General features: G+C 70.6%; 18 protein-coding genes. 7 read left to right on the top strand and 11 right to left on the bottom strand.

Annotation, left to right across the window (positions count from 1 at the left end; genetic code table 11):
• Window positions 1-113: 113 nt before the first annotated feature.
• From IEY89_RS20225 to IEY89_RS20250, 6 genes are all read right to left on the bottom strand, one after another.
• Window positions 114-1,442 carry a WxL domain-containing protein gene (locus tag IEY89_RS20225; protein ID WP_189149015.1) on the bottom strand — a complete coding sequence of 443 codons (1,329 nt, stop codon included), beginning with the start codon at window positions 1,440-1,442 and terminating at the stop codon, window positions 114-116.
• A gap of 273 nt (window positions 1,443-1,715) precedes the next feature.
• A complete protein-coding gene (locus IEY89_RS20230) occupies window positions 1,716-2,213 on the bottom strand; it encodes a hypothetical protein (RefSeq protein WP_189148857.1) in 498 nt (165 codons plus the stop codon).
• Window positions 2,214-2,464: 251 nt separating this feature from the next.
• On the bottom strand, window positions 2,465-2,824 hold the full coding sequence (locus IEY89_RS20235; RefSeq protein ID WP_189148858.1) for a cytidine deaminase-like protein: 360 nt from the start codon (window positions 2,822-2,824) through the stop codon (window positions 2,465-2,467).
• Between the two features lie 352 nt (window positions 2,825-3,176).
• A complete protein-coding gene (locus IEY89_RS20240; protein WP_189148859.1) occupies window positions 3,177-3,440 on the bottom strand; it encodes a hypothetical protein in 264 nt (87 codons plus the stop codon).
• Window positions 3,441-3,533: 93 nt separating this feature from the next.
• On the bottom strand, window positions 3,534-3,914 hold the full coding sequence (locus tag IEY89_RS20245; RefSeq protein ID WP_189148860.1) for a hypothetical protein: 381 nt from the start codon (window positions 3,912-3,914) through the stop codon (window positions 3,534-3,536).
• A 110-nt stretch (window positions 3,915-4,024) separates the two neighbouring features.
• Window positions 4,025-7,177 carry an AfsR/SARP family transcriptional regulator gene (locus IEY89_RS20250; protein ID WP_189148861.1) on the bottom strand — a complete coding sequence of 1,051 codons (3,153 nt, stop codon included), beginning with the start codon at window positions 7,175-7,177 and terminating at the stop codon, window positions 4,025-4,027.
• A gap of 319 nt (window positions 7,178-7,496) precedes the next feature.
• On the opposite strand from IEY89_RS20250, the gene IEY89_RS20255 reads away from it, so the two are divergent.
• The 7 genes from IEY89_RS20255 to IEY89_RS20285 all read left to right on the top strand — a co-directional run bounded on the left by IEY89_RS20255 (window position 7,497) and on the right by IEY89_RS20285 (window position 13,028).
• Window positions 7,497-8,156: a M15 family metallopeptidase gene (locus IEY89_RS20255; protein ID WP_189148862.1), complete on the top strand. Its 660-nt coding sequence runs from the start codon at window positions 7,497-7,499 to the stop codon at window positions 8,154-8,156.
• A 64-nt stretch (window positions 8,157-8,220) separates the two neighbouring features.
• The gene (locus tag IEY89_RS20260; protein ID WP_373287266.1) at window positions 8,221-8,892 is read left to right on the top strand and encodes an RNA polymerase sigma factor; all 672 of its coding nucleotides are present in this window, start codon (window positions 8,221-8,223) and stop codon (window positions 8,890-8,892) included.
• A gap of 109 nt (window positions 8,893-9,001) precedes the next feature.
• Window positions 9,002-9,883 (top strand): C40 family peptidase, encoded by an 882-nt coding sequence (locus tag IEY89_RS20265; RefSeq protein WP_189148863.1) that lies wholly within the window; start codon window positions 9,002-9,004, stop codon window positions 9,881-9,883.
• A gap of 95 nt (window positions 9,884-9,978) precedes the next feature.
• Window positions 9,979-10,761 carry a M23 family metallopeptidase gene (locus IEY89_RS20270; RefSeq protein ID WP_189148864.1) on the top strand — a complete coding sequence of 261 codons (783 nt, stop codon included), beginning with the start codon at window positions 9,979-9,981 and terminating at the stop codon, window positions 10,759-10,761.
• Window positions 10,752-11,162 (top strand): SH3 domain-containing protein, encoded by a 411-nt coding sequence (locus IEY89_RS20275; RefSeq protein WP_189148865.1) that lies wholly within the window; start codon window positions 10,752-10,754, stop codon window positions 11,160-11,162. Before IEY89_RS20270 ends, IEY89_RS20275 begins: the two co-directional genes overlap by 10 nt.
• Before the next feature lie 171 nt (window positions 11,163-11,333).
• A complete protein-coding gene (locus IEY89_RS20280) occupies window positions 11,334-12,551 on the top strand; it encodes a hypothetical protein (protein WP_229695328.1) in 1,218 nt (405 codons plus the stop codon).
• 93 nt (window positions 12,552-12,644) lie between these two features.
• Window positions 12,645-13,028 carry a hypothetical protein gene (locus IEY89_RS20285; protein ID WP_189148866.1) on the top strand — a complete coding sequence of 128 codons (384 nt, stop codon included), beginning with the start codon at window positions 12,645-12,647 and terminating at the stop codon, window positions 13,026-13,028.
• A 54-nt stretch (window positions 13,029-13,082) separates the two neighbouring features.
• Here IEY89_RS20285 and IEY89_RS20290 read toward each other — a convergent pair whose 3' ends face one another.
• From IEY89_RS20290 to IEY89_RS20310, 5 genes are all read right to left on the bottom strand, one after another.
• Window positions 13,083-13,442 carry an MmcQ/YjbR family DNA-binding protein gene (locus IEY89_RS20290; protein ID WP_189148867.1) on the bottom strand — a complete coding sequence of 120 codons (360 nt, stop codon included), beginning with the start codon at window positions 13,440-13,442 and terminating at the stop codon, window positions 13,083-13,085.
• The gene (locus IEY89_RS20295) at window positions 13,439-14,758 is read right to left on the bottom strand and encodes a hemolysin family protein (RefSeq protein WP_189148868.1); all 1,320 of its coding nucleotides are present in this window, start codon (window positions 14,756-14,758) and stop codon (window positions 13,439-13,441) included. The genes IEY89_RS20290 and IEY89_RS20295 overlap by 4 nt, the downstream gene beginning before the upstream one ends.
• Window positions 14,755-15,252, bottom strand: coding sequence for an rRNA maturation RNase YbeY (ybeY, locus tag IEY89_RS20300; protein WP_189148869.1), 498 nt, complete (start codon window positions 15,250-15,252; stop codon window positions 14,755-14,757). Before ybeY ends, IEY89_RS20295 begins: the two co-directional genes overlap by 4 nt.
• A 13-nt stretch (window positions 15,253-15,265) precedes the next feature.
• Window positions 15,266-16,333, bottom strand: a complete 1,068-nt coding sequence (locus IEY89_RS20305; protein ID WP_189148870.1) for a PhoH family protein — start codon at window positions 16,331-16,333, stop codon at window positions 15,266-15,268.
• A 270-nt stretch (window positions 16,334-16,603) separates the two neighbouring features.
• Window positions 16,604-17,731, bottom strand: a complete 1,128-nt coding sequence (locus IEY89_RS20310; protein WP_189149018.1) for a carbohydrate kinase family protein — start codon at window positions 17,729-17,731, stop codon at window positions 16,604-16,606.
• Window positions 17,732-17,734 lie beyond the last annotated feature (3 nt).

Genomic DNA, 17,734 nt, shown 5'->3' on the forward strand with positions numbered 1-17,734 from the left:
AACGGCCGTTCAGGTACTGGTAGTTCATGTGCTGGTTGTTCAGGAACCGGGTTTTCAGGAACTGGTAGTTCGGATGGGAATGTTCGGATGAGCGTTGTCCGGACGGACGGTGCTCAGGTGAGGGTGAGGGTCAGGACGCCGGAGTACGAGCCCGGCGGGGTGAACGCCGGTACGTCCAGCGACAGTCCGGCGTCGACGGTGAACTCACCGCCGGTGACCGCCCCGTCGGGTGCGGAGGCCAGGGTGGCTCCCGTACCGCCCACCGCACCGGGGGACCCTGGCCGGCAGGTGCTGGGACTTCCGGCCTTGGTGGCGCAGGCCGGGGTCCAACTGAGCTTGCCGGCATCGATCTTGGCGCCGGGTCCGGTGAAGTCGGTGACCTTGCCTGTTAGGGACCAGCCCGCGGGTCCGCCGCGGAAGTCCTTGACGGTCACTGTCTGCAGCGAGCCCGTGGACGGCCCGCCCTTGCCGAAGTCGACCGTCTTCAACTGGACGGCGTCCCCGGCCTGGGTCATGGACAGGTCACCGGCCTTGACGGTGGTGGTGAGCTTCTGGCTGTTGTCGGGAACGGGCGTGTCGTCGATGACGACGTAGGCGGCCGGACCGGCGCCCTTGCTGTCGCTCCACGCGCTGCCCTCGTACGCCACGACCCCGGTCGTCGTCTTGTCGCTGACGGCGAGGGTGCCGCTGAAGGAGCCCTGGGAGTTGGCGGTCACGGTCGCGGTGTCGGCGGTCTGGGCGGACCCGGACCGGCCGGCGAGCGTGACCGTGGCACCGGGGGTGAAGTTGGCGCCGCTCACGGCGACCCCGGCTCCGGGTGCCCCGGAGGCCGAACCCAGCGTGATGGCACGGGTGTTGGTCTGGGTCCCGTCCGTTGCCGTGATCGTCTCGGAGACGGGCGCGGGCGGGGTGATGAGCGTGCACGGGGTGTCCAGCTCAAGGATGTAGCTGGTGTGGATGTTGTAGTCGCCGGGCGAGAGGGTGATCGCGCCGGGCGCGGTGACGGTGAAGGTGCCGGTCATCGAGAAGGGCGGGAAGGCGCCCTTGCCGGGCACGGGGTCGTTCTTCTTGGGCCCCGCGACGGTGAGGGTGCCGGTCTGCGCTCCGCCCAGGGTGACCTTTCCGGTGGGCGTCATGATGTCGGCGGGCAGGGCGAGATCGGTGGGGTTGCTGGCGGCGGGCTTGACCACCGTGTACGTCACGGTGACGGTGTCGCCGACCTTGGGCGTGGCGTTGTCCACCGTTATCTGCCCGGTGGTGGTGCCGTCGATCGGCGGAAGGCCCGCGATCGGCGGCGGTACGCAGTGCGTGGCGTAGTCCACGGCGGCGGACGCCGTGGTGACTGCTCCGGCCGGGACGGCCAGCGCACCGCCCGCGGTGACCGCCAGCGCGGTCGCCCCGAGCAGTGCGGCCAGGCGTCGTCTTCGACCGGTCGAACCCATGGATGCCGTGTTGGCCATGGTTGCCCCCTCTGAGGGATGCGGGCGCAGCGGCTCATCTGCGCCGACAGGGGGCCATTGATGTGCAGGCCGTGTGAGAAGTCAATGCAATCTCACGGAATGCTGCTCCTTTCCGGGGGACTGGCCCCCGGACCCACGTGCAGCCGCGGCAAGTGAACTGACGACCCATCAGTTCACGATGGCAAATGACCGACGCCGCCGTGGAGCGGGCGACGCCGGTCGTTTCACCTGAGGAGGTGCGGTCAAGCGGGCCCGTCACTCGTAGACGAACGGTCCCGGTGACTGGTTTGCGGTCGGGTTACAGGTCACGGTGATGCCGAAGAGCACCATCTTGAGGGTGCCGCCGCCCGCTTCCAGGCTGTCGCCGGAGGCGACGGTGCCGGTCAGCGGGCCGACGGTGACCGTGGCACCGGTGGCCGTTGCCGGGTTCTTGGTGCCGGTGAAGGCGGTGGTACCGCCGGTCGCCTTCGCCAGGGTCAGCGTGGAGGCGATCGAGTCGGCGGCGAGAGGGAGCGGGGCGGTGATGTTCGAGCTGACGGTGATCGTGGCCGAGGTGCCGGCCTGAGTGGCGGTGAGGACCGTCGAACCGCCGCCGAACAGACCGCAGTTGTAGGCGACCGTCGCGGAGGTGGGGGCGACGGCCGCGGCTGCCGGAGCGAAGGCCAGACCGGTGACGGCGAGCGAGCCCGCCGCGAGTACCGCACCGATACCGAACCGCCTGCGCGCAGGCGGGCGTACTGACGTGCTTCTCATCGATCGGATTCCCTTCCCTGGTACGGGAATTGCCATGTGGGGAATTGCGATGTGGGGGGTACGGCGGCCGGGTGCGGTCAGCCGCGGGGCGGGTGCGGGGCGCCGCGCGGGGGAATCTGACGGTCCGTCGGAAGAGCGGGTTCCATTGATGCGTGGGTTGCTCGCGATTGCAAGAGACGCTCGACGGGTTCTTGCGGGGCGCCGCGAAAGTGGCCGAAGAACAACCCTCGCCCAGGCGCCCGGGGCTCACCTCACCCGGCGGACACCGTCACCCGTACGACTCCGTCCGGCGCGGCCACATGCACGGGGGTCGCAGGTCCGCCCAGATCCCGTACGGCCGCCAGGTCCTCCGCCGGGACCTCCGCCGCGGCGGTCACGACCGCCGCCGCCTCCAGCGAATTCGCGCCGGACGCCACCGCCATGGCCACGGCCGTCCGCAGCGCGCTCAGCTTCAGCGAGTCGAGGGAGACCGTCCCGGCGACATACGTACGCCCGGTCTCGTCCCGTACGGCCGCCCCCTCGGGGACGCCGTTGCGGGCCCGGGCGGAGCGGGCGAGGGTGACGATCTTGCGGTCCTCGGGATCGAGGTCCGGCGCGGTGCTTTCGGTCATGCCCCGAGCATACTTACGCGGTTTGTCCCCTGCTGAGGCCGCCTGGGGCGTCATGACACAAGGAAGTCACACAAGAACAGGTATCAGGTACGGGCGATCAGGGCATGACCCAGGAACCGCGAGCCATGAGGAGGCGTTATGAACCGCCAGACCCGCATCCGCGTCATTCGTCGGCCCAGCGCTCCTTCGCCCCGCGACCTCCCCATCGACCGCAGGACGCCCTCGGGCCGCATCCTGCCGTACTAGGACCCGAGCTGTGCATCGTCCCGCACACGACCGCGCCCCCGAGTCTCCGTACAGGACGGAGGCCTCGGGGGCGACATGCGCAGAGGGATCGGGCGGGGTGAACCGGTCAGCAGACGGGGATGCCGGGGGCCGGGTCGGCACCGACGTTGACGTTGCCGCCCCACATCCACACGTCGTTGAGGAACTGGCCGATGCCGGTCTCAAGGACCGTGCCGAGGTACCGGACGTTGGTGCCGTGGTTGCCGACCTTCACGTACTGACCGCGCGTGTAGCACTCGATGCCGCCCTCCAACTCCCGAATCGTGGTGCGCACGATCCGGCTGCTCGTGTTGGGGGCTTCGCGCAGGTTGCTGTTCGGCTGCACGGTCATCGCGTAGCCGGGAGGAACCGGAGGGCGCGGCCCCGGCGGTCCCGGCGACGCCGAGCACGAGCCCGGCAGCCGCGGTCGACACACTTCGCCTGGTCATGAGCACTCGCGGATGCCGGGGGCCGGGTCGGCGCCCACGTTCACGTTGCCGCCCCACACCCACGGGTTGTGGTACCAGGTCATCGGGTTCGTGCCCCGGTCGTCGACGTCGCCGTAGTACCAGACGTCAGTGCCGTAGTTGCCGACCTTCACGTACTGGGCGTGCTTGAAGCACACGATATACATCAGGGCCTGGCTCGTGGTGGTGCCCAAGACACGGCTGCTGGTGTTGGGCTCCGCCCGGACGTTGCTGTTGGGCTGCAGGGTGGTGCCGGAAGCCTGTGCGGCAGCGTGCGCACTGCCCGTCGTGCCGAGGAGGGTGAGGGCCGCGCCGAGCGCCAGCCCCATCGCCGCCAGTCTGGTGGAGGTCTTCGCCATTGTTTTCCCCTTGGCCGTGGATGTTTCCTGTTCGGCTCTGTGACGGAAGGGGATGCGTGCCCGTATGACGGTGTCGCGGACCTGTTCGCAATTTTTTCCCGGCGCGCGTCCTACGGCTCCGGGAGTTCCCGCGCCTCGCGGCTGCCGAGTCGGAGGAAGATCCCGTACGCCTCGTCCTCCAGCTCGCGCCCCGTTCCGGCCGCGCCCCTGGCCCGTTCGGCGCGGGCCAGGTCCCGCAGGGTGCGGGCGCGCCACAGCGGCAGATCCAGTTTGTCCCACAGTCCGAGAGCCCGTCGCAGGGTCTCGGACGCGCTCTCCCAGTCGGACGCGGCGAGATGCCACTCGCCGATGGTGCGCAGGACGAGGGCCTCGCCGAAGATGTCCTGGCGCTCGCGGGTGGTCTCCAGACACCGGTCGAGACGCTGCCGGGCCTCGGTCATCCGGCCCTGCCGGAACTCGACCTTGGCCAGGGACTGACTCGCGTACATGACGCCGAAGACGTCGTCCGTCTCCTCGAAGATGGCGAGGGACTGCCGCAGCAGCGTCTCCGCACTCGGCATGTCACCCCGCGCCCGGTGACACAGGCCCAGTGAGCGCAGCGCGAGCGCTTCACCGTGCCGGTCCCAGGCGGTCACGTACAGCCGGTGCGCGCGGGACAGGGCCTCCCATGCCTCGTCGTCGCGGCCCTGTTCCCGGTGGACGTATCCGATGCCGTACAGCACATGGGCCATGGCCGCGATGTCCTCCGGCTCCCGGTACTGGTCGAGGGCCGAGGTCAGCAGGGTCAGTGCCTCGTCGAAGCGGCCCTGTTCGCGGCGGGCCGCGCCCATGCCGGCCCACGCGTCCGCACGGCCGCTTCGTACGGAGCGCTCCTCGAACAGGTGCAGTGCCGCCGCGAAGAACGCGTGAGCCTCGTCGAAGCGGTCCTGTTCCAGGCGGAGTTGGCCGAGACCGTTCAGCAGCCGGGCCTCGCCCTCGACGTCCCCGCCGCGGCGCACCGCCTCCAGGGCCACGTCGTGGGAGTGGGACCAGGCGTCGAACTGGTTGTAGAGGGCCGCGGAGGCGGCCATGAGGGTGGCGGCGAGTCCGCGCGCCGCGTCGAACATCCCGTGTTCCGCGCAGTGGGTGACCGCGGCCAGCAGACACCGCTGTTCGGCCGCGAACCACGCGGCCGGCTCACCCTCCAGGTGTGCCGACGGTTCCGTGAGCGGTGCCGGGTCGTCCGCGACATGTGGGGACCCGCCCGTCGTGGTGACCGGGAGGAGCCGCGACGCGCCGCCCGGTCCGTGGGCCGCCGCGCTGCGGGCCATGACCAGCCAGCGGTCGACCAGCCGTTGGACCGCCGTCTCCCGGTCCTGCCGGGTCTCGTCGGCCAGACAGCGTTCCCGGGCGTACTCGCGCGCCAGGTCGTGAATGCGGTAGCGCGTTCTGCCCGTCTCGTCGGTGCGTACGACCTCCACGAAGTGGCAGTCCACGAGCTGCTCGACCGCGTCCTCCGCGTCGTCCTCGCCCACGTCGAGGAGCGGCCCGGCGACCCAGGCGGCGAAGTCGGGCAGATCCATCAGGGCCAGGCGGCGCAGGGCACGCTGCTCCTGCGTGTCGAGGTCCGCGTAGCCGAGTCCGAGGCTCGCGCGCACTTCCAGGTCGCCCGCCTGCAGTTCGTCCAGGCGGCGGCGCTCGTCCCGGAGGCGGGACGCGAGCCGTGCCGGTGTCCAGTGGGGGCGGGCGGCCAGACGGGCGCCGGCGACGCGGACGGCGAGCGGGAGACGGCCGCACAGCGCGACGATCTCGGCGGCCCGGTCGGGCTCCAGGCTGGGCCGTGTCGGTCCGGCGACGCGGGCCAGCAGGTCCAGTGCCTCCGCTTCGGAGGGCACACCCAGATCGAGGTGGGCGGCGCCTTCCAGGGCGACGAGCCGGCGGCGGCCGGTGATCAGCACGGCCGAGCCGCCGCCCGGTGGGAGCAGCGGGCGCAGCAGGGCTTCGCTGACGGCGTTGTCGAGGATGAGCAGGACCCGGCGGCGCGCGATGTGCGTGCGGTACAGGCCGAGGAGGTCCTCCTCGTCGCGCGCCGGGGTCTCGGAGTCCACCCCGAGGGCGCGCAGCAGCCGGGCCAGGGCGTCCGCGGTCCGTACCGGCTCGGAGTCCGAGGCGCGCAGGTCCACGAAGAGCTGTCCGTCGGGGAAGAGCTCGGCGGTGCGGTGGCCGACGTGGACGGCCAGGGCGGTCTTGCCGGTGCCCGACCGGCCGGAGATCACCCCGATGGGCGGCGCGGTACGCAGCGGGTTCCGCACCCCCTCCAGGAGAGCGGTCGCCCACGCGATCTGCTCGGTGCGGCCTATGAAGTCGGCGACGTCGGGAGGGAGCTGGGAGGGCGCCGGACGACCTGTGTCGTCGTGGGACTGCTCGAAACGGTGGTGTGACGGGGTGTCTTCGTCCGGGCGCGGGGGAGCCGCCGCCTCCGCGTGTCCGGGTGCCTTCCCCGAGGGCGTGGCCGTTCGGCGGGCCGGTGCTCCCAGCACGGTCGTGTCCGCCCGGAGCAGGGCCTGGTGCAGCGCGCGCAGTTCCGGGCCGGGGTCGACGCCCAGTTCCGTACGGAGCAGGCGGCGGCCCTCGTCGTAGCAGCGCAGCGCGTCGGGCATCCGGCCGGTACGGAACAGGGCGGTCATCAGCTGGCCGCGCGGGCGCTCTCGGAGGGGGTGGGCGGCGACGTGGGCGACGAGTTCGGCGGCGAGATCCGTGCCACGGTCCAGGTCCAGCTCGGCGGCGAAGCGGAACTCCTTCGCCTCGAGCCGGAGTTCCGTCAGACGCATGGCCTCGACACGGGCGAAGGACTGGCCGACCCCTTCCAGGGCGTCCCGGCCGCGCCACAGACCCAACGCCGCCTGCAGGGTGTCGACGGCTTCCTCGGCCCGCCCGGCGAGGGCCGCACTCCGACCGGCTGCGAACGCCTCCTCGAAGCGCCGGGCGTCCACGGCGGAGGGCGGGAACTCGGCGACATAACCCGGGGAGCGGGTGCGGATGGCGTCGCCGGCGCGCGTACCGGCCAGGGCGCGGCGCAGTCCGGAGACGTGCGAGGCGACGAGCGCCCGCGCGGTGGCGGGTGGCTCTTCCTCCCAGGTCAGATCGACCAACCGCTCGGCGGACAACACCTCACCGAGATGCACGACGAGAGCCGCGAGTATCGCCGTCGGTTTGGCGCCGTTCAGCGGAATGCGGTGTCCCTCGCTCGACACCTCGACCGGACCCAGAAGGCGAACGTCCACCCGTGTCCCCCGATTTCACGTTCCCGCAGTCGGGGACAACATACCGGCACCCGCCGACAGTCATGCCTCGCACCGGACCGCCCGTTTTTCACGGCAGACCGGTAGGGAGTGCGGGTGGCTGGAATTCGCTGGGTTTCCGGTGAGAATTCCCCCCAATACGAAGAAAAGACTGTCCGACTTTCGACCCGTGGACGGACGTAACCGCCCCGCCGTAGGAACGCCCCTCATGTGCGGCGCTGCAGGCGCTCCGTACCGGCGCTGCATACGTCCTGCAGAGGATCTGCATCGTTCCTGCAGAGCCCGCCTCCACGCTGTGAGCGTGACGGACATCATCCTGCTTTCGGACCACCGAGTCGCCGCCACGCGTGTCGCCGAGAACGGTGAACCCCTGGTCGACGTCCGGGAGGTCGCCGCACTGCGGGTCGACACACGGAAGGCCGACGACGACGGCTCGTACGCACATCTGCGGACCGACGTGCTGCGCCGGCTCCTGCTCGCGCAGGACGCGCTGCCCCCGGGCGTTCACCTGCTGATGGTGGAGGGCTTCCGGCCCCCCGCGCTGCAGCGCAGCTACTTCGACGAGTACGCGGCGACACTGCGCACGGCCCATCCGGACGCCGGGCCGGACCGGATACGCGAGCTGGCCAGCGCGTACATCTCGCCCCCGGAGGTCGCCCCGCACGTCAGCGGCGGCGCGGTGGATCTGACGCTGTGCACCGAGGACGGTGTCGAGCTCTCCCTCGGTACGGAGGTCAACGCCACCCCCGAGGAGAGCGAGGGCGGCTGCCGCACCGCCGCGCTCAACATCGACGACGCCGCCCGGGCCAACCGGGCGGCGATGGGCCGGGCCATGACGGCCGCGGGGTTCGTCAACTACCCGACGGAGTGGTGGCACTGGTCGTACGGAGACCGGTACTGGGCGCTGCTGAGCGAGGCGCCCGCCGCCAGGTACGGTCCCGCCGCTCTGAGCCACCCGTAGCGCCGCTCGTCCGAAGGCACCTGCCCGACCGCAGTCTGAGACAGACAGACCCCGGGGGAACACCGTGAAGGACACCTGCATCGCGACGACGATGACCACGTCGTCCACAACCGCCGAAACAGTCACGACCGCGAACACGACGACCACCACGACCATCACCGACCACATGACCCCGGCCGAGTTCGACGAGGCGTTCACGGCGGTGATGCCGAGGCTGCGGCTCCGGCTGCTGGCCCTGACCGGCAATCCGCACGACGCCGACGACCTGCTGCAGGAGACGTATCTGAGACTCTCCCGCCGGGCGCGTGCCCACACCCTGGCGCGTCAGCACCAGCCGTACGCCTACACCTGCGCGGCGGCGCTGAACCTGCTGCGCGACCTGTGGCGGCATCCCTCGCGCCAGGAGCGCTGCACCGACCGGCTGCCGGAACGGAGCTGGGACGGCGGCTTCGCGAGCAGGGAGGCCGAGACGGTGGCGACCGGGCTGTTGCGCGGGCTGTCCCCCAAGGAGGCGGCCGCCGTGATCCTGGTCGACATCGAGGGCCTGACCCACGACATGGCGGGGGAACGGCTCGGCGCGCACCGCGGCACGGTGCAGCGCAACCGGATGCGCGGCCTCGCCAAGATCCGCGCCGCACTCGACACGTACGAACCGGCCTTCGCCCCGATACCCGGCACGAGGGTGGGCGGCCGACCCACACTGCCCGCCCCGGCGGCCTGCACGACGACGATATGAGGCGGTCCGACCGACCATCGGACACCACTCACCCGTACGCGGTCCATCCGCGCACGGCTCACCCGTACCGCTGCTCCGCACCTCACGCGAACCACACCAGGGGGAACCCATGACGCGTCGCACGAACCGCACACTCGCGGTGGCAGGAGGACTGCTGCTCGCCACCACGTTGACCTGTACCGGCACGGCGATGGCCACCGCATCGCCGCTCCCCTCGACGTCCGTGGCCGCCGCCGAATGCCGTGCCCTGGCGACCGCGACCGCCCAGGCACAGGCGATCGTCAACGCCGCGTGCTCGCAGATCGGGGTGCCGTACTCGTGGGGCGGCGGCTCCATCCACGGGCCGACGTTCGGTCAGGACTACCCCGGCGGCGGTCCCGGCGCCCACGACAGCCAGGTGAAGGGCTTCGACTGCTCGCACCTGGTGCAGTACGCGGCCTGGCAGGGAGCGGGCATCGCCCTGCCGGAGGGGTCGTGGAACCAGGCCAAGTGGAGCGGCGCCACCGCCCGGTTCACCCGCGACCAGGGGATCGCCCCGTTGCAGCCGGGCGATCTGCTGCTGTGGGGGTCGGACCCGGCCAACCTCGGCAGTGTGCACCACATCGCCATCTACCTCGGCAACGGCAAGATGGTCGAGGCCCGGGAGTCCGGGACGCTCGTGATGGTCAGTGACGTACGCCTGAACTCCCAGTACGCGGGCGCCCTGCGCATCGCCGGCGGCGGCGAGCAGCCGCCCGCGGGTACGAAGCGGTTCATGACCTGGGGCACCAACGTGGGCCTCCGTCCGGATCCCAGCACCCAGAAGCCTCCCGTGACCCGGCTGCCCGGCCCCACGGCCGTGGACGTGCTCTGCCAGGCGCACGGGGAGAGGGTCACCGCCGAGGGCTACACCAACGACGCCTGGTCGTACCTGCCCAAGTACAACGCGTGGATCTCGAACATCTACATCCAGGACCCGGCGGCCTGGCTGCCCGGGGTTCCCGAGTGCTGATCCGCGAGACCGGCACACCACCGAACCAACCCGCTCGTCCTTCTTCCCCTTCTTTGCCTTCTTTTCCTTCATTTCCCCACAGAGGAGATTTCGTCATGCGCGTACTCAAGCGCTCCAAGTCCATCGGCATGCTCGTCGCCACGGTCGCCGCGGCCGGGCTGATCCCGCTGGCCGCCGGCCAGGCCGACGCCGCCCCCGCCAAGGCCGCCGAGGCCGCTTCCTGCCCGGCCGCCGGCACGGTGACCCAGGGGTGGCACTCCGGTCACGACGGCGTCGACATCGCCAACGGCCGCGGTACGGCGATCTACGCCACCGGGTCGGGCACCGTGATCGCCTCCGGCCCCGCCAGCGGCTACGGCCAGTGGATCCGCATCAAGCACGACGACGGCACCATCACCGAGTACGGCCACATGTACGAGCGTCTCGTCTTCGTGAACCAGCGGGTGAGCGCCGGTCAGCACATCGCGCGCATGGGCTCCGAAGGCGTCTCCAGCGGCAACCACCTGCACCTCAGGACGTACGCTTCGTCGTCCGCCGGCCGGGGCATGAACCCCGTCGACTACCTGTCGGCGCGCGGTGTGAGCCTGCCGTGCACCCCGGGCGGCGGTGGCGGGACGCCCAGCCCCGGCAACAACTTCACCACCTGGGGCACCTCGGTCCGGGTGCGCACCGAGCCGCAGCTGAACGCGCCGGTCGTGCGCACGCTGACCGGGCCGACGGCGGTCTTCGTGCAGTGTCAGAAGCGCGGCGACACGGTCAACGCCGAGGGTTACAGCAACAACGCCTGGTCCTTCATCCCGGCGCTCGGCGGCTACATCACCAACATCTACATCGACCACCCCGCCGCCTGGCTGCCGGGGGTGGACGAATGCCGCTGACCGGCGCCCTCACCGGTACGAAGGGTGCCGCGGCGGTAGCTCTGGCCGCCGCGCTGCTCCTCTCCCCCGGCCTCACCTCGTCCGCGCGGGCCGCCGACTCGGCGCCCTGCACCCCCGACCCGGACCGCCGCGGGTGGTACCGGTGCCCGATCTGGGGGTCGAACGTCAATCTGCGCTCCGCCCCCGACCCGCAGGCCCCGGTCACCGCGACGTCACCCGCCGGCGGCTGGCTCAGCGTGCTGTGCCAGACCAAGGGCGGCCGGGCGACCTACGACGGCTACTGGCACACCTGGTGGGTCAAGACCCCGGCGGTGGGCGTTGCCCCGTCCGCGTACATGAGCGAGATCTTCCTCGTCGGAGGCGGCAACGACGAGCCGGACACGGGTCTGCCGACCTGCTGAACGGCCACCCGCACCAACCGGATGCCCCCGGGACCACGACAGGTCCCGGGGGCATCCGGCGTTCGCAGAAGCATCGACCGGGTTCTCATACGGCGCGGGACGTGACGCCGTCCTGTCTGTAGTGCGAGCGACGCACGTCTTCCACCCATCCCGAGGATGACCATGATGACCTTGAGCAGCTCACGTGGCGGGACCGTTGTCCGGTCCGCCCGCCGTGGCGCGGTGCGGGCAGGCGTGTTGGCCGCCACCCTCACCGCGCTCGTGTGCACCACCGCGACCGCCGCGAACACGGCATCACCCTCCTCCTCACCGCTCCCGGCGGTTCAGGCCGACGTGCCGGCCGGGGTGACGGCGGGCGTCGCCGTCTTCGATCGCCAGACCGGCACGTTCACCGAGCAGGTGAACAGCGCCGGGCAGTTCCGGTCCGCGTCCGTGGTGAAGCTGCTGATCGCCCTGGACGTTCTCTGGAACCGCAGCCCCGACGCCCTGTCGGCCACCGACCGGGCCAGGATCGACACCATGCTGCGCGGCAGCGACGACACGGCCGCGAGCACGTTCTGGGCGAGCAACGGCTCGGGGGCGATCGTCGACCGGATGGTCACGCGGCTCGGCCTGACCGACACCGCCCGGCCGCCGTCGACCCACCCCGGCTACTGGGGCTACACGGCTCTCTCGGCCCGTGACACCGTGAAGATCTACCGCCACATGCTGGACTCCGCTCCCGCGGCGACACGCGACTACCTCCTCGGCGACCTGCGGCAGTCCACCCGCTGCGCCACCGACGGCTACGACCAGCACTTCGGCATCGCCGGCTCCTTCAACCGGCCCTGGGCCGTCAAGCAGGGCTGGTCGGGCTTCAGTTCCGGCGGATGCACGGCGCCGAACGCGGCGGTCGCGAAGCAGCAGGACGGAGCGGTCGCGAAGGAGGCCACCGGAAAGGCCGCACGGACGCAGGCGGGCGCCGACGCCGTCGACCTCGCTCGTCCGGCACTCCACTCGACGGGTGTGGTGGGCGCGGGCGACCGTTCCATCGTGGCGGTCTTCACCCTGCACCCCAGCGGAACGTCCTACGGCAAGGCCTACACGGACATCGGCCGGCTGACCCGTTCGCTGAACGTCCCCGGCGCCACCCGCCCGGCCGGTACGTGGGTCGGCACCTGGGGCAGCGGCGTACGTGTCCGCACCCAGGCGACGACCACCTCCGGCGCGATCACGACGCTGCCCGACGGCGTCGAGGTCCTGGTCGGCTGCCAGAAGCGCGGCCAGCAGGTCAGCCAACCGCCCTACGTCAACGACTGGTGGGCCCAACTGCCGCAGTACGGCGGCTACATGACGAACATCTACCTCAGCGTGCCGGAGAACCAGGTTCCCGGAGTACCGGTCTGCTGACCGGGCGGCGGAAAACGGCCCGGGACTCATACGGCGCGGGCCGACTCGCCGTCCTCGTGGTGAGACGACCTCGAAGCAAAAGGGAGAACTGTGATGAACAAGCGCGCACTTGGAGCCCTGGCCGCGGTGGCGGCGTTCGCCGGCGTGCTGGGGGCGGCGCCGACGGCCTCGGCCGTCCCGGATCCGCCGGGCTGCGACAAGGGCAACTTCTGCGTCTACTCGGGTGAATGGGAGACGGGTCGGCTCGTCCTGAAGTCGGAGGGCAACTGGTCGGGCGGGGTGACCGGCCGGTCCATCTTCAACAACGGCACACCGTTTCCTGGCTTCGACCACATCCAGGTCGACTGGAGATGGGCGGACGGCATAGGCGGCGGCTCCTCGGTCTGCCTGCACTACAACCCCGACCCGGGCGCAATCTCCATGACCTTCAACAAAGACGTCGTCTTCACCAAGGTGACCTGGCGCGGCGAGTGCTAGAGCGGCACTAGGACCGGAGCCGGTCGGACCGGGACCGTATCCGGTCACAGCCCGTCAGGGCCGGTCGAGCCGCAACCGCTCCGCGCGCGGCAGACCGGCCACCACCAGGTCGTAGGAGTCCTCGATCAGCTCCCGGACGAGCTGATCGGGCAACTCCCCGTCCACCGTCACCGTGTTCCAGTGCCGTTTGTTCATGTGGTAGCCGGGGATGATCAGCCCCGGGTGATCGGCGCGCAGCCGGATCGCGTCCTCCGGGCCGCACTTCAGGTTGACCTTCAGGGGCAGGTTGTCCGTCCAGGACAGGGCGAACATCTTGCCCAGCACCTTGAAGACCGAGATCTCGAGGCTGAACGGGAAGTCCTCGGCAGCGGAGTTGAAGGACAGGCAGAACGCGCGCAGTTCCTGCGGAGTCACACCTCGCCCCTCTCCTTCTCCTTCTCCTCTTCAGGTGAACCGGCCTGATCGGCCGGCTCCACCAGCACCGTCACGATCTTGTTCCGGCGCCCCGCCGCAGCCTCCGCGGTGAGCCGCAGTTCGCGCCCGTCGGGCAGTTCGACGACGGCCGAGGCCCCGGCGATCGGTACGCGGCCCAGCGCCTTCGCCAGCAGCCCGCCCACCGTCTCCACGTCCTCGTCGTCGTACTCCTCAAGGCCGTACAGCTCACCGAGGTCGGTGATGTCGAGGCGGGCCGTGACGCGGTGACGCTCGTCGCCCAGTTCCTCCACGGGCGGGAGTTCACGGTCGTACTCGTCGGTGATCTCGCCGACGATCTCCTCCAGGATGTCCTCGATGGTCACGATGCCGGCCGTGCCGCCGTACTCGTCGATGACGACGGCGACGTGGTTGCGGTCGCGCTGCATCTCGCGGAGCAGGTCACCGGCGTTCTTCGTGTCGGGTACGAAGGCGGCGGGCCGCATGGCGCTCGACACCAGCTCGCTCTCCGCGTCCCGGCTGATGTGCGTCTTGCGGACCAGGTCCTTCAGATACACGATCCCGACGACGTCGTCCTCGCTCTCCCCGGTGACCGGTATGCGCGAGAACCCGGAGCGCAGCGCGAGAGTGAGCGCCTGCCGGATCGTCTTGTACCGCTCGATGACGACCAGATCCGTACGCGGGACCATGACCTCGCGAACGAGGGTGTCGCCCAGTTCGAAGACGGAGTGCACCATGCGGCGCTCGTCGTCCTCGATCAGCGATTCCCTCTCGGCCAGGTCGACCAGCGCTCGCAGCTCCGCCTCGGAGGCGAACGGGCCGCGCCGGAAGCCCTTTCCGGGCGTGAGGGCGTTGCCGATGAGGATGAGGAGGTAGGGGATCGGCCCCATCACACGGGCGAGCGGCAGCAGGACGTACGCGGCTGCCGTGGCCGTGTTGAGGGGATGCTGACGCCCGATGGTCCTCGGCGAGACCCCGACGGCGACGTACGAGACGAGCACCATCACGCCGATGGCGACGGCGAGTGCCTGCCAGGTCCGGTCGAACGCCTGGAGGCAGGCGTACGTGACGAGCGCGGCGGCGGCCATCTCACAGGCCACGCGCACCAGCAGCGCCACGTTGAGATAGCGGGTCGGGTCGGCGGCGATCTGCGCGAGCTTGGCACTGCCCCGCCGACCACTGCGTACGGCCTCCTCGGCGCGGAAGCTGGAGACGCGCGCGAGGCCCGCCTCCGCGCAGGCGGCGAGCCAGGCGACGACGACCAGCGCTATGGCACCGGTGACGAGTTGGGGGTTCATGACACCGTCGGGGCGGGCGACGGGCCGGTCATTCCCTTTTCGCCGCGCCAGCCGTCGACGATGGCGGCCTGGAGACCGAACATCTCGGCCTTCTCGTCCGGTTCCTCATGGTCGTACCCGAGGAGGTGCAGCACGCCGTGGACGGTGAGGAGTTGGAGCTCCTCGTCCATGGAGTGCTGCGTCTCGGCCTCCTTGCCCTGCTTCTCGGCGACCTCGGGACAGAGCACGATGTCACCGAGAAGCCCCTGCGGCGGCTCGTCGTCGTCCTTCGACGGCGGACGCAGCTCGTCCATGGGGAAGGACATGACGTCGGTCGGACCGGGCAGGTCCATCCACTGGATGTGCAACTGCTCCATGGCGTCGGCGTCCACGACGATCACCGAGAGTTCGGAGAGCGGGTGGATGCGCATCCGCGCGAGCGCGTAGCGGGCGATGTCGAGGATCGCCTGCTCGTCGACCTCGGTTCCGGACTCGTTGTTGACGTCGATCGACATGGTGCTGGTCTGTCTACTTCCGTTTGTTGCGGCTGTCCCGGACGCCCTTGTGGGTGCCGTTCTCCGTACCGTTCTCGTTGTCGTACTTCTCGTACGCGTCGACGATACGGCCGACCAGCTTGTGCCGGACGACATCGTGGGAGGTGAGCCGCGAGAAGTGGACGTCGTCGAGGCCTTCGAGGATGTCCTGCACCTGCCGCAGACCCGACTTCGTCCCGGAGGGGAGGTCGACCTGCGTCACGTCACCCGTGATCACGATCTTCGACTCGAAGCCGAGGCGGGTGAGGAACATCTTCATCTGCTCGGCGCTGGTGTTCTGGGCCTCGTCCAGGATGATGAAAGCATCATTAAGGGTGCGTCCTCGCATGTATGCCAGCGGCGCGACCTCGATCGTCCCGGCCGCCATCAGGCGCGGGATCGAGTCCGGGTCCAGCATGTCGTGCAGCGCGTCGTACAGCGGGCGCAGATACGGGTCGATCTTGTCGTAGAGCGTGCCGGGCAGGAAGCCGAGGCGCTCCCCCGCCTCCACCGCCGGGCGGGTCAGGATGATGCGGCTGACCTGCTTGGCCTGAAGCGCCTGCACCGCCTTCGCCATGGCGAGGTACGTCTTGCCGGTACCCGCCGGGCCGATGCCGAAGACGATGGTGTGCTTGTCGATGGCGTCGACATAGCGCTTCTGGTTGAGGGTCTTGGGGCGGATGGTGCGCCCCCGCGAGGACAGGATGTTCTGCGTGAGGACCTCGGCCGGGGTCTCCTCGCCGTCGCCCTCCCCGTTCCCGCTCGCTCTGAGCATGGCGATCGAGCGTTCCACTGCGTCCTCCGTCATCGGCTGTCCGGTGCGGAGCACCAGCATCATCTCGTCGAACAGCCGCTGGACGAGGGCGACGTCGCCCGCTTCGCCAGTGGCGTTGACCTCATTGCCCCGGACATGGATGTCGACCCCCGGGAAGGCCGTTTCGATCACGCGCAGGAGGGAGTCGCCGGAACCCAGCAGGGTCACCATGGGGTGGGCGGCCGGGACGGTGAACTGCGCTCGTGCCTGCCCCCGCGCAGGGGGCTGAGCTGTGGGTGTCTGAGTCATGGGCCGGCCCTGTAGGCCTGCACGACCTCCTCAATGAGGCTCGCTTACCACGTGGGTAGCCTTCCGCTCCCAGCCTACGACGGTGCACTGACAACGCCGTAGGGCTTTTCGCTCACGGTCCGGTGTACACGGTCACGGTCGGGCATCTGCGCGCCGGTAGGCCGGGGTCCGCTCTGCGGCACGGGTCCAGCATCCGCGGAAAGGGTCCAGGGGCCCGCGTCCCGCGTCCGCGGTCAGGGTCCGGCGTCCGCGGTGGGTCCGCGGCCACGCTCAGGCCGAGCCGCGGAAACCGATCGTCGGAACGGCCCGCCGCAGGGGCCAGGGGCGCGGTCTGGCGCTCCTGGGCACCAGGTCCGCCAGGAACGCGTACCGGCGCAGGGCAGTGGGGTCCTGGTGCTGGTGCGACTGGATCTCGCGCCACCACGCCCCCACCTCGGACCAGCCGGGTGCGGAGAGGGAGCCGCCGAAGTCCTGGACGGAGAGGGCGGCGGTGAGACCGGCGAAGGCGAGGCGGTCGGCGAGCGGCCAGTCGGCGAGGGTGCCGGTGACGAAGCCCGCGACGAAGACATCGCCGGCGCCCGTGGGGTCGAGTGCCTCGACGGCGATGGCGGGCACCTCGGCCGTCTCCCCCGTGCGCCCGTCCACCGCGTACGCGCCCTCGGCACCGAGGGTGACCACGGCGAGCGGCACATGGTCGGTGAGCGCGCGGGCGGCTTTGCGGGGGCAATCGGTGCGGGTGTAGCGCATCGCCTCCTCCGCGTTGGGCAGGAAGGCCTCGCAGTGCTCCAGGTCGGCGAGGCCGGCGAGGTCCCAGCGGCCGGTGTCGTCCCAGCCGACGTCGCCGAAGATCCTGGCCCCCTTACGGGCGGCCTGGGCGATCCAGGGGGCGCGGACACCCGGGGTGAGGGAGGCGACGGCGGCGCGGGAGTGCGGCGGACACTCCGGCGCCGGTTCCTCGTGAGGCGGCTCGTGGCCGTGGGAGACCATCGTGCGCTCGCCCTCGTACGCCATCGAAACAGTGACCGGGGAGTGCCAGCCGGGGACCGTGCGTGACGTGGAGAGGTCGATGTGCTCGCCCTGTTCGAGGGCGTCCCAGCAGTACTCCCCGTAGTGGTCGTCGCCGAAGGCGGCGGCGAGGGAGGTCCGCAGCCCCAGCCGGGCGAGCGCGGTGGCCATGTTGGCGACCCCGCCAGGGCTGGACCCCATCCCGCGCGCCCAGGACTCGGTGCCGCGCACGGGGGCGGAAGCGAGCCCGGTGAAGATGATGTCGAGGAAGACGGTGCCCGTCAGATACACGTCCCACGGCGGTTCGCCGGGCGTGCGCAGGGCGGCCAGGGGATCGACCTGGGCCTGGCGGTGGGACGATCCCTCTCCGGTGGACGCGGTGGACGCGATCACGGT

The organism is Streptomyces lacrimifluminis (genome assembly GCF_014646095.1).
GTDB lineage: Bacteria > Actinomycetota > Actinomycetes > Streptomycetales > Streptomycetaceae > Streptomyces > Streptomyces lacrimifluminis.